Annotated in this window: 10 protein-coding genes; 4 read left to right on the top strand and 6 right to left on the bottom strand. The window is 64.4% G+C overall.

All coding sequences use genetic code 11. The annotated features are described in order from the left end of the window. Positions 1 to 51: 51 nt before the first annotated feature. Positions 52 to 1,656 (bottom strand): histidine--tRNA ligase, encoded by a 1,605-nt coding sequence (gene hisS / locus FJ958_RS29135; protein ID WP_140748856.1) that lies wholly within the window; start codon positions 1,654 to 1,656, stop codon positions 52 to 54. Positions 1,657 to 1,880: 224 nt separating this feature from the next. On the opposite strand from hisS, the gene FJ958_RS29130 reads away from it, so the two are divergent. Beyond that, complete coding sequence (locus FJ958_RS29130) at positions 1,881 to 2,129, top strand: hypothetical protein (protein WP_140748853.1); 249 nt, start codon at positions 1,881 to 1,883, stop codon at positions 2,127 to 2,129. Between the two features lie 30 nt (positions 2,130 to 2,159). Here the strand turns inward: FJ958_RS29130 and FJ958_RS29125 are convergent, their stop codons facing one another. Continuing rightward, positions 2,160 to 2,798 (bottom strand): DNA-3-methyladenine glycosylase I, encoded by a 639-nt coding sequence (locus FJ958_RS29125; protein ID WP_140748850.1) that lies wholly within the window; start codon positions 2,796 to 2,798, stop codon positions 2,160 to 2,162. 212 nt (positions 2,799 to 3,010) lie between these two features. Here FJ958_RS29125 and FJ958_RS29120 point away from each other — a divergent pair, with 212 nt between their 5' ends. Both FJ958_RS29120 and FJ958_RS29115 read left to right on the top strand, forming a co-directional pair. Then, the gene (locus FJ958_RS29120; RefSeq protein WP_140748847.1) at positions 3,011 to 3,760 is read left to right on the top strand and encodes a L,D-transpeptidase; all 750 of its coding nucleotides are present in this window, start codon (positions 3,011 to 3,013) and stop codon (positions 3,758 to 3,760) included. A 289-nt stretch (positions 3,761 to 4,049) separates the two neighbouring features. After that, positions 4,050 to 4,970, top strand: a complete 921-nt coding sequence (locus FJ958_RS29115; protein ID WP_140748844.1) for a bifunctional 5,10-methylenetetrahydrofolate dehydrogenase/5,10-methenyltetrahydrofolate cyclohydrolase — start codon at positions 4,050 to 4,052, stop codon at positions 4,968 to 4,970. An 11-nt stretch (positions 4,971 to 4,981) separates the two neighbouring features. Here the strand turns inward: FJ958_RS29115 and glcF are convergent, their stop codons facing one another. From glcF to FJ958_RS29095, 4 genes are all read right to left on the bottom strand, one after another. Then, positions 4,982 to 6,307, bottom strand: a complete 1,326-nt coding sequence (glcF, locus tag FJ958_RS29110) for a glycolate oxidase subunit GlcF (protein ID WP_140748841.1) — start codon at positions 6,305 to 6,307, stop codon at positions 4,982 to 4,984. Positions 6,308 to 6,315: 8 nt separating this feature from the next. After that, entirely contained in the window at positions 6,316 to 7,521 is a 1,206-nt protein-coding gene (locus FJ958_RS29105; protein ID WP_140748838.1) for an FAD-binding protein, read from the bottom strand. Positions 7,522 to 7,759: 238 nt separating this feature from the next. Beyond that, positions 7,760 to 9,256, bottom strand: coding sequence for an FAD-linked oxidase C-terminal domain-containing protein (locus FJ958_RS29100; RefSeq protein WP_140748835.1), 1,497 nt, complete (start codon positions 9,254 to 9,256; stop codon positions 7,760 to 7,762). A 293-nt stretch (positions 9,257 to 9,549) separates the two neighbouring features. Beyond that, positions 9,550 to 10,872, bottom strand: a complete 1,323-nt coding sequence (locus tag FJ958_RS29095) for a DUF3422 family protein (protein WP_140748832.1) — start codon at positions 10,870 to 10,872, stop codon at positions 9,550 to 9,552. Positions 10,873 to 11,081: 209 nt separating this feature from the next. On the opposite strand from FJ958_RS29095, the gene FJ958_RS29090 reads away from it, so the two are divergent. Continuing rightward, the gene (locus FJ958_RS29090) at positions 11,082 to 11,885 is read left to right on the top strand and encodes an FCD domain-containing protein (RefSeq protein ID WP_140748830.1); all 804 of its coding nucleotides are present in this window, start codon (positions 11,082 to 11,084) and stop codon (positions 11,883 to 11,885) included. Positions 11,886 to 11,895: the final 10 nt, after the last annotated feature.

Here is an 11,895-nt window from a genome sequence, read left to right as displayed (position 1 = left end):
AGTGGGGGAGATGTCCGGCAGGACAGAGGGGGGCGCGACAGAACGCGGCCTCTACTTGCCACGTGCCCTCTCCTCGGCTTGCGCCGCCAAAATCTTCTTCACCTCCGCAACCAGCTCACCCTCCGCCACAGTCACCTGCGCCGGCCGCGCCGCGCGCCATTCGGCATTGTCGGTGATCTCGGCGGACATGCGCGCGCCTTCAATCAGGTCCTTGATCTGCAGTTCGCCCTTGGCGCGCTCGTCACCGCCCTGGATGATTGCGACAGGACAGCCGCGCCGGTCGGCATATTTGAGCTGCGCCTTCATGCCGGCGCCGCCGAGATACATTTCGGAGCGGATGCCGGCGGCGCGCAGCTCAGCCACCATTTTCTGGTAGCGGCCGAGGCTTTCCGTGTCCTTGTCCATGACCAGCACGACCACCGGCGCGATCACATCGGTGCTGTCGAGCTTGCCGAGGTTCTTCAGCGCCGTCATCAGCCGCGAGACGCCGATGGAGAAGCCAGTCGCCGGCACCGGCTCACCACGAAAGCGCGAGACGAGACCGTCATAGCGCCCGCCGCCGCCGACCGAGCCGAAGCGCACGATCTGGCCGTCCTCATTGGGGATTTCCGCCAGCAGTTCAGCCTCGAAGACCGGGCCGGTGTAATATTCGAGACCGCGCACGACGGAGGGGTCGATCTTGATGCGCCTCGAACCATAGCCTGCGCTTTCGACTAAGTACCGGATTTCGTCTAGTTCGCTCAGGCCGGTTGTGATGAGCGCATTTTGGGGCAGCTTTTTTTCGAGGCTGAAGACCGTGAATTCGTTTTCGATCTCGAAGGTCGCCGTAGTGCCGTCCTCCAACTCGATCTCGGTTTCAGCATTATCTGCAAATATTTTCGCCGGGGTCCCGCCCATTTCCGAGACTGAAGGAGGGATTTGGATTGCCCCGAGCACGACCTCTGCCTGCTCGTTGGTCAACCCGGCGCCTTTGGTGAAATCGCCACTCTCATCCTTACGCCCTGGGCCAAGCAGGAGCCGCACGCCTTCCGGCCCCAGCTTGTCCAGCTTGTCGATGGCGCGGAGCACCGTCAGGCGGCGGCCGGCATTCTCGTCGCCGCCAAGGCCGATCGCCTCCAGCACGCCGTCGAGCACCTTGCGGTTGTTGACGCGGATGACGTAGTCACCGCGCTTGATGCCGAGCGCTTCCATCACGTCGGCCATCATCATCGCCATTTCGGCGTCGGCGGCGACGCCCGGCGTGCCGATCGTGTCGGCGTCGAACTGCATGAACTGGCGGAAGCGGCCTGGACCGGGCTTCTCGTTGCGGAACACCCAACCCGAGCGATAGCTGCGGTAGGGCTTGGGCAGGCGCTCGAAATTCTCGGCGACAAAGCGCGCCGTCGGCGCGGTCAGGTCGTAGCGCAGCGACAGCCACTGGTCGTCATCGTCCTGGAAGGAGAACACGCCTTCGTTCGGCCGGTCTTGATCGGGAAGGAATTTTCCCAGCGCATCGGTGTATTCGATCAGCGGCTGGTCGGCGGGTTCGAAACCATAGAGCTCATAGACCGAGCGGATCGTCGCCATCATCTTCTCGACGGCGCGGATGTCCTCGGCGCCGCGGTCGGCAAACCCGCGCGGCAGCCGCGCTTTCGTCTTTTCCGATTTGTCGGCCATGAGTTGGGCACCTGGTGTTTCGTGATGTTTGCAGGTCAACAATGTTGCGATTTTCGCAATGCGCGTGTCCTAACCGATGCTGATTGGTGCGGCAAGGCCAGGCGAAGCCCGCTTCGGCAAGCCGTACCAAACCACTAGGGAAATGCACCAATTCCGCCACAAGCGCAGCATTGTGCCGACACAATCGCAACCGACAAATCGCGCGGAGACAAGGGGATTTGGCGATGGCGACGGGACGGAAATTCGATATCGTTGACGCTGGCGACGTATGTGCGCATCTACGCCCTGCCAACACCCATATTCACAAGATGACAAGCCATGCGGCGGGCCCATTCGAGCCGACATCCGGTGAAGTCGCTGGGCCCACCATGCGCGATGCGCTAGTGACCGGACTGCTGGTGATCTACCCTGCTCTTGCCATCGTGGCGGCCATTTTCGCCGGGCTTTACATGTCCAGAACCATCGGCGCCTGATAGGCCGGCGCCGGGGCGCAGGCGCCGCCGCTACTTCGGCCGCTTGAATGCCTTCCGTTCCTTCTCAACCTCCTTGCGGCAGACACACCCTTCGAGATGGTCGTTGACCAGGCCCATGGCCTGCATGAAGGCGTAGACCGTGGTCGGGCCGACGAAGCTCCAGCCGCGCTTCTTCAGTTCCTTCGAAATCCGTACCGAGACCGCCGTGGTCGGGTTGGCGCGTAGATGGGCGAGATCAACGATCTCGGGCCGCTCCTCCTTGCCGGGTTCGAACTTCCAGAACCAGGTTGCCAGCGAGCCGAATTCGTCGGCCATTTCACGGGCGCGTTTGGCGTTGTTGATGGTCGAGACGATCTTGCCACGATGGCGGATGATGCCGGCATTGCCGAGCAGGCGCTCGACATCCTTGTCGGTGAAGGCGGCGACCTTGTCGAAGTCGAAGCCGGCGAAGGCCTCGCGAAAATTCTCGCGCTTGCGCAGGATGGTCAGCCACGACAGGCCCGACTGGAAGCCCTCGAGGCAGATCTTTTCGAACAGCCTGCGGTCATCGGCCACCGGCCGGCCCCATTCATGATCGTGATAATGCAGATAATCGGGCAGATTGCCATGCCAGAAGCAGCGCGCGACACCGTCGGGACCGGCGAGCAGGCCGGTGTTTTCTTGTTGCATGGCTAAAATCCATTCCTTAACGCGCTTTTGCGCTGCTTTACCGTGGCTTTACCAGATTCCTGAACGCGGCGGTAACCACACCAAAAGGTTTACTGACAGTTCCGCATTTTACGCATTCCGATTCATGTTTCGGTTGCCGCTGGCGCGCCAATGATCGCTGAACCGGGGAGCGTTTCCACCCGGTTGTATCAGACGATCAAGGTGCGTTCCCGATGAAGAGAGTCCTGTTTCCCTTGCTCGGCGCCGTGGCTGTGTTTGCCGCCGGTGTCACGCCATCCACCGCCGGCGACCGCTATGCCGACAGGCCGCCCGTGATGGTGAGCCCCGACCTTTCCGCCCCATGGGTGCTGCAGCTTGGCCATGCGCCCGGCATCGTGCGGCAGAACCGTTCGGTGGCGCAGCAGCAGCCGCGCCTGCGCTATGCGCAGCCGCAAGCACAGCCCGACCGCGTGCAGACGGCCGCCGTGCAGACGCCGGCAAAGCGCATGGTGATGCGCCCACAGATCAATCCGATATACCTGCCGCAGGAAGTCGACTATGACGGTGGGCAGAAGCCAGGCACGATCGTGATCGATACGACGCAGAATTTCCTCTATCTGGTCGAGAAGAACGGCAAGGCGCGGCGCTACGGCGTCGGCACCGGCAAGCCGGGCTTCGAATGGTCGGGCACGCACAAGATCACCAACAAGCGTGTCTGGCCGGACTGGCGCCCGCCGGCGCAGATGATCAAGCGCGAAGCGGCCAAGGGCCGCTACCTGCCGACCTATCTGGCTGGCGGCATCGAGAACCCGCTCGGCGCCCGCGCCCTCTATCTCGGCACGACCGAATATCGCATCCATGGCACCAACCAGCCCTGGACGATCGGTGGCGCGGTGTCGTCGGGCTGCATCCGCATGCGCAACGAGGACGTCGTCGACCTTTATGAACGGGTCAATGTCGGAACCACGGTCGAAGTGATATAGTGACGGCGAATCAGCCGGTTAAGCAGTGCTGAGAAGGTTTTGGCGCGCTGTTGCCCTCAAGCCATAGCGCGCTGTTGGAAGACGTGCTTAGACTGGCAACGAGTTAACGGGGGACGGGCCGTGTGGGGATACGGCCAGTCACGAGAGGGCAGCACGGGTAACCGGGCTGCCCTTTTCGTTTCATGGTGCGACAGGTCGCCCCGGAGGCACGGTGTTTCGTTTTCAGGGCTGATTTCCGGGCCATGCTCTGCTATTGCGGTGCACAATCTCCCCTCCAAAGGTTCGAACTATGTCCCTGTCTGACGACAGCCGCTATCTCAAGGGCGGCCCGGTTGCCCAACGCATCATCGCCGCCGTGCGTCAGGATGCGGCAATTGCCAAAGCCGAGGGTTTTCCGCCCAAGCTGATCTCGATCACCGTCGGCGATACGGATGCCGTCGATGTCTATGTGCGCAACCAACGTGCCAAGGCTCAGCTCGCCGATATCGATTTCGAGGAAAGGCGTTTTCCCGCCACCATCACCTCAGGCGAGCTGGAGGCGGCAATCCATGGCCTGAACGCCGATCCGCGCGTCACCGGCATCATCATCCAGCGGCCGGTGCCAGCGCATATTCCGATCAAGACGCTGCAGGCGGCGGTGCATCCGCTGAAGGATGTCGAGGGCATGCATCCGGCCTCGATCGGCAACATCGTCTATAACCAGCTCGATCTCGCGCCCTGCACTGCGGCCGCCTCGGTCGAGTTGCTGAAGGAGACAGGCCTCGATCTCAAGGGCCTGGAAGTCGTGGTCGTCGGCCATTCGGAAATCGTCGGCAAGCCGATCGCCTTCCTTCTGATGAGCGAAGGCGCGACCGTCACGGTCTGCCACCACATGACGCGCTCGGTCGCCGCCCATGCACGCCGCGCCGATGCGCTGTTCGTCGCCGTCGGCAAGCCGCGGCTGATCAAGGCCGACATGGTGAAACCAGGGGCTGCCGTCATCGACATCGGCATCAATTCCGAAATCGGGCCGGATGGGGCGAGCCGCATCGTCGGCGATGTCGATACCGAAAGCGTGCGCGAGGTCGCCTCCTGGATCACGCCTGTGCCAGGCGGCGTCGGCCCGATCACGGTGGCGATCCTGCTGCGCAACACGATGGTGGCGCTCAGCCGGCAGCGCGCGCTCTACGAGGCGACTTACGGTACGGCGGACAGGCTCGCGGCCGAATAGGCTCCCGATCCTTATTCTGCCGCGACGAGGCTGTTCTCGAGCACACCGTCTGGCTTCGGCCCGCCATAGGCCCAGTCGAGCAATTTTACCGTGTGCACCACCGGCAGCTTCGCGGCGGACGCAATCTGGGTGATGCAGCCGATGTTGCCGGTGGCAACGATCGAAGCGCCGGTCGCCTCGATGTTCTTCACCTTGCGGTCGCGCAGCCTGGCCGAGATCTCGGGCTGCAGGATGTTGTAGGTGCCGGCCGAGCCGCAGCACAGATGGCCCTCGCGCGGCTCCCGCACGATGAAACCGGCCCTGGCCAGCAGTTCCTTCGGCTGGCGGATGATCTTCTGACCATGCTGCATCGAGCAGGCCGAGTGGTAGGCAACGACCGTGCCTGGCTTGCGCACCGGCTCGGGCAGATCGAGGCTTGCCAGATATTCGGTGATGTCCTTGGCCAGCGCCGACACACGCGCGGCCTTGTCGGCATAGGCCGGATCGAGGCGCAGCATGAAGCCATAGTCCTTGATCGTCGTACCGCAGCCCGACGCGGTGATGATGATGGCATCGAGACCGCCCTGGTCGATGGCGCCTGTCCAGGCGTCGACATTCTGCCGTGCCGAGGCAAGCGCTGCTTCCTCGCGCCCCATATGATGAACCAGCGCGCCGCAGCAGCCCTCCCCGGGCGGCACCACCACCTCGACACCGAGCCGTGTCAGCAGCGAGATCGTTGTGTCGTTGATGGCGGGGTCGAGTACCGATTGCGCGCAGCCGGTGAGGATGGCTACGCGCCCCTTTTGCGTGCCCTGCCCGGCATGAATGCCCGGCGACGCCAGCGGCGAAGCCTCTGGGATCGATGTCGGGGCGAGCCTGAGCATCGCGCCGAGCGGCTTAAGCGCCGGGACCTTCTCGAACAGGCCGATGAACGGCTTGCCCAGTTTCGCCAGTTTGAGCGCGGCTCGAAAGCGCTGGGGATAAGGCAGCACGAAGGCCAGCATGCTGCGGGTCAGCCGGTCGAGCAGCGGCCGCTTGTACGTCTCCTGGATATGCGCGCGCGCATGGTCGACCAGATGCATATAGTTGACCCCCGATGGACAGGTGGTCATGCAGGCCAGGCACGACAGGCAGCGGTCAATATGGGTGACGATCTCCTTGTCGGCGGGACGGCCGTTCTCCAGCATGTCCTTGATGAGATAGATGCGCCCGCGCGGTGAATCGAGCTCGTTGCCAAGCGTCACATAGGTCGGACAGGTGGCGGTGCAGAAGCCGCAATGCACGCATTTGCGCAGTATCTTTTCCGATTCCGCGACATGCGGATCGGCAAGCTGGGCGGATGAGAAATTCGTCTGCATCTGATGTCCTAAGCCATGCGGCCGGGATTGAGGATGTTCTTCGGGTCGAATTCCTGCTTCAGGCGCAGGCTGAGCGCGGCAAGCGCCGGCGCCTGCGGTTCGAACACCGGCAGCGCCGCGCGATGGGGGGGCGCGGCGCGCGCCAGCGTCGCGTGGCCGCCGCCATGTTTGCGCAACAGCCCCCGCAGCAGGGCCGCTTCCGGGTCGCCCTCTTCCATGCGCAGCCACACCAGTCCGCCCTGCCAGTCATAGAGGGCGCTGACGGCGGCCTGCATGCGCAGGGTCAGCACCATCTGGTGCGCCTGCGAGGGTGCCATCGACACGCGCCAGACCGGCTTCTCGCCGCCATCGGCGAAGGGCCTGATATCGCGCACGTCGCGCCAGATCAGCCGCGAAGCCTCGCCGGCAATCTCCTCCAGCGGCCCGGCCTTGCCGAGCAGCGTCTTCAGCGCGGCAATGCGATAGGCAACCGACGGACCAAAGCCCTCGACGCGCAGCAGCGTGGCGGCATCGCTGCCGAGCGCGCCGCCGGCGACGCGCGCGGCAATGCGCTCGGGCAGATGGGCAGCGCTCGACACTTCCGCGCTGCAGCCGAGCGCCAGGGCCATGGCGGCGGCCGCCGCATCATCAAGCAATCCCCTGATCGCCAGGGTGACTTCGGCTTCAGCCGCAGGCAGCACCTTGAAGGTAACGTCGGTGAACACGGCCAAGGTACCCCAGCTGTTGGCCATCAGCTTCGACAGGTCGTAACCGGTGACGTTCTTGACCACGCGGCCGCCGGATTTGAAGGCTTCGCCCCGGCCGGAGATCACATTGATGCCGAGGATATGATCGCGAGCCGCGCCGGCCTTCAGCCGGCGGGGGCCGGACAGGTTCGCGCCGAGCACGCCGCCGATCGTGCCTTTGCCCGGCTCGCCGCCCAGCAACGGACCATAGTCCATCGGTTCGAACGCCAGTTGCTGGCCGTTCTCCGCCAGCAGTTTCTCGATCTCGGCCAGCGGCGTGCCGGCTTTCGCCGACAGCACCAGTTCGGCGGGTTCGTAGAGCGTGACACCGGTGAGCCTCGACAGGTCGAGCGTGTGTTCGGTCTGCAGCGGACGGCCGATGCCACGCTTGGAGCCATGGCCGAGGATTTCGAGCGGCGACTCCTCGGCCACCGCCCAGGCGACGGTGGAAAGGACTTCGTCTGAGGTGGAGGGGGTGAAGATGGTCATGCACGCGTGCCCTTCCTCTGCCCCGCAAAGCGGGCGAGAGGTGATAGGTCGCGTTTCTTCACACCCCCCTCTGTCCTGCCGGACATCTCCCCCGCAAGAGGGGAGATCAGATGCCGCATCGGATTTCGCCAACATCCAATGTCGGTTGAATGGCGAGACGCCGGAACTGCTAATCTCCCCCCTTGCGGGGGAGATGTCCGGCAGGACAGAGGGGGGTGTTCAAGCACCAACATGTCCCTCAAAACCTCGGAGTGTCGGGAAACGCCACTTGCCCGCGATGCACGTGCATGCGGCCGAGTTCGGCGCAGCGGCGGAGCTGCGGGAACACCTTTCCCGGATTGAGCAGGTGGTTGGGATCGAAGGCGCATTTGACGCGCATCTGCTGGTCGAGGTCGACCTGATTGAACATTTCCGGCATCAGGTCGCGCTTCTCGACGCCCACGCCATGTTCGCCGGTGAGGACGCCGCCGACCTTGACGCAAAGCCTCAGAATGTCGGCGCCGAAGCTTTCGGCCTTGTCGAGTTCACCCGGTACGTTGGCATCGTAGAGGATCAGCGGGTGCAGATTGCCATCGCCGGCGTGAAAGACATTGGCGACGCCGAGCCCATATTTCTGCGACAACTCGCGCATGCCGTGCAGCACGCGCGGCAGTTCCTTGCGCGGGATGGTGCCGTCCATGCAGTAATAGTCGGGCGAGATGCGGCCGACCGCCGGGAAGGCTGCCTTGCGGCCGGCCCAGAAGCTCAAGCGCTCCTGCTCGGACTGCGAGATGCGGCAGGTGGTCGAGCCGTTGCGGATGGCGATCGCCTCGACCGCGGTGATGAGATGATCGACCTCAACGACAGGCCCGTCGAGCTCGACGATCAGCAACGCCTCGACATCGAGGGGATAGCCGGCATTGACGAAATCCTCCGCCGCCTGGATCGCGGGACGGTCCATCATTTCCATGCCGCCTGGAATGATGCCGGCGCCGATGATGTCTGCGACACACTGGCCGCCCTGCTCGCTGGTCGGAAAGCCGATCAGCAGGGCTCGCGCCGTCTCAGGCTTCTTCAGGATGCGGACCGTGACCTCCGTGACGACGCCGAGCAGTCCTTCCGAACCGGTCATGACGCCAAGCAGGTCATAGCCTTCCGCGTCGAGATGGCTGCCGCCGAGCCGCACCACCTCGCCGTTCATCAGCACCATCTCGATGCCCAGCACATTGTTGGCGGTGAGGCCGTATTTCAGGCAGTGCACGCCGCCTGAGTTTTCCGCGACATTGCCGCCGATCGAGCAGGCGATCTGGGAGGATGGATCGGGGGCGTAGTAAAAGCCCTCCTGCTCGACGGCGATGGTGATGCCGAGATTGGTGACGCCCGGCTGCGCGACGACGATGCGGTTGGGATAGTCGACCTTGAGGATGCGGTTGAAGCGGCTCATGACCAGCAGCACAGCATCTTCCAGCGGCAGTGCGCCGCCAGACAGCGAGGTGCCGGAGCCGCGCGGTACGACACGGATGTTGCGGTCGTTGCAGTATTTCAACACGCGGGACACCTGCGCCACCGTTTCAGGCAGCACCACGACCAGCGGCAATTGCCGATAGGCGGTGAGGCCATCGCTCTCGAAGGCCCGCATGGCGTTGGCGGCATCGACCACGCCCTCGCCCGGCACGATGATGCGCATGTCGGCGACGATCTCGTCGCGATGGCGCATCGTGGCATCGTCAGGTTGCGGCATGGCCAGGCCGGACATCAGCAGCCTCATTCTGGTTGACTGGTCAAAATCTTTTACCAGTTCGGCACGCCCGTTGCAAATCCTGCTTTGGCCGTGACCCCAAGTCGAGGTCGAGATGAGCTTCCGCAGCGGCAATCTGCCGCTGCCCTCCCCCCTCGAGGGGGAGGTGGACGCGAAGCGGCCGGAGGGGGTCGTCTCACCTAGATCGGCGACTTCATCTCCTGGCGCGAAACGAGCGCTGGCGCCCTACGCGAGGCGACCCCCTCTTCGCCTTCGGCGACATTTCCCCCTCGCGGGGGGAGATTACGCGCCTATTCGCCGGCGTGCTTGCCGGGCTCGGAATGCATGCGGCGCACACGGCGCACGCCCCACCAGACCAGCAGGACGGCGACTGGCACCGAAGCGGCGGTGACGACTTCCGGCGCGAAGGCATGGCCAAAGATCGAGGCGCCCTTGGCGACATAGCCGATGAGGCCGACGACATAATAGGAGACGGCGGCGACCGACAAGCCTTCGACGGTCTGCTGCAGCCGCAGTTGCAGGCGAGCGCGGTTGTTCATCGAAGCGAGCAGGTCGCGGTTCTGCTTTTCGACCTCGACGTCGACCCAGGTGCGCAGAAGCGTCGTGGCGCGGGTCAGCTTGCGCGACAGGTTGGCCTGGCGCTCCTCGACCGAGCGGCAGGTGCGCATGGCTGGCGCGACGCGGCGCTGCAGGAACCCTTCCCAGGTGTCGTAGCCGGGCACGGCTTCCTCTTCGAGTGCTTCCAGCCGCTCGACCACGATGCCGTCATAGGCGCGGCTGGCGCCGAAGCGGTAGAGACTCGAGGCCGCATCCGCCTCCAGTTCCGCGGCAAGTTCGGTGAGGTCGGCGAGCAGCGTCTGGCTGTCGCGGGTCTCGGCGACCTTCATTTCCAGCGTGGTCAGGGCCAGCCTGTCCTCGATGCGACGGGCGCGGCCCGACAAGGTCAGCGCCAGCGGCAGGCCGAGCATGGCGAGCGTGCGGTAGGTTTCGATGTCGATCAGCCGCTGCGACAGCGCCCCGGTGCGCGCCGGCGTCAGGCCGCGATCGAGCACCAGTATGCGGGTCATGCCGTCGCCATCCTGGCGGAAATCGGTGACGATTGCCGCGTTGCCGCGCTCGACCAGCGAATAGCACAGGCTGGTCGGGTCGAAATCGGCGATCAACCGCTCGCTCACCTGTGTCCATTTGCGGATCTCGAGCCGGATGCCCGAAATGACGGTGCCCGGCGGCGAAAAGCCGTTGCCGAACGGCGAATCCTCCTGCCCCCTGCCGTTTTCGGAAAGCGGCCCTTCCCACAGATAGGTCGAGAATTCCGTATGCCGCTCCCAGCGCAGCGAGCCCTTGCCCCACTTCATGGCGTGGTGACGCGCCTGGCGGTCGGGCGCGGCAATGCCAAGGCGCCGCGACAGTTCGGAAAGCACGGCATGATCGACCCCGGAACCGCCTTCGGTCATGAAGGCGAGTTGCACCAGGACGCGCGGCTTTTCGATCAGCGGATGCGGTCGGGCATGCACCTCGCCCAGTGCGCCGGGCCGGCCCTCATGGGCGGGGAAGCCCATGACGCTGCCCTTGGCACGCGGCTGGAATTCGAGATTGGACGGGTCGTCTGACACGGCTGGTCCCCCGGGGTTTCCTTGACCCTCTTGCAGTCGGGTCCCTCTAGGGCCAATCGCCTGATGACGCAAACAGCAAAGTTCAGCCGAAGGTGATGGAACAGCGCGCGGCAATGCCGGCCCACCCTGACCAATTGGATAAATAATTTGACCAGTTGGCGACGCAGGCTTTATCCTGCGTGATACCGGTTCACCTTCCAGGCAATCTGTTGAGCGATATTTTTTCCAGGATCGAGCATTCGCGCACCGCCGACGAGGTGGTGCAGCAGATCGAGAGCCTCATCCTCGAAGGCGTGCTGCGCACGGGCGACCGGTTGCCGGGCGAGCGCGAGCTGGCACGCCAGTTCGACGTGTCGCGGCCGATCCTGCGCGATGCGCTGAAGGCGCTCGAAGGACGCGGCCTGCTGACCACGCGCCCAGGCGGTGGCACGCATGTCGCCGACATTATCGGCCAGTTGTTCACCAAACCGGTGGCGGACCTGATCTCGATGCATCGCAAGGCGGTGACCGACTATCTGGAATACCGCCGCGAGATCGAAGGCATAGCCGCCGAATATGCGGCGCGCCGCGCCACCCCCGAGGATCTTGCGCTGCTCGACCGCATCATGGCGCGCATGGACGAGGCGCACCGCACCGGCGATTTCGACGACGAGGCCGAAATCGACGTCGAGTTCCATCACGCGATCTGCGAATGCGCGCACAACATCCTGCTGCTGCACACGCTGCGCTCCTGCTACAGGCTGCTGTCGGAAGGCGTGTTCCAGAACCGGCTGCTGGTGTTCACCGTGCCCGGCGCGCGCGAGGCGCTGCTTGCCCAACACCGGGCGATCCATGCCGCGGTGAAGGCCGGCGATCCAGCCGGAGCCCGTCAGACGGCGATGGACCATATGACCTATGTCGAGCGGTCGATGGCGGAAGCCGAGCGCAGCGGCGACTGGCAGCGCGTGTCGCGGCTCAGACTGCGGCAGCGCTCGGAGGCCGGCGATACCGAACCGGCACGCAGACGCTCCTAGTCAATTCGAT

This window comes from Mesorhizobium sp. B2-3-5 (genome assembly GCF_006442395.1).
Classification (GTDB): Bacteria; Pseudomonadota; Alphaproteobacteria; order Rhizobiales; family Rhizobiaceae; genus Mesorhizobium.
Note: the sequence above shows the minus strand (reverse complement) of the source record. Positions and strands in the feature narration are given on the sequence as shown.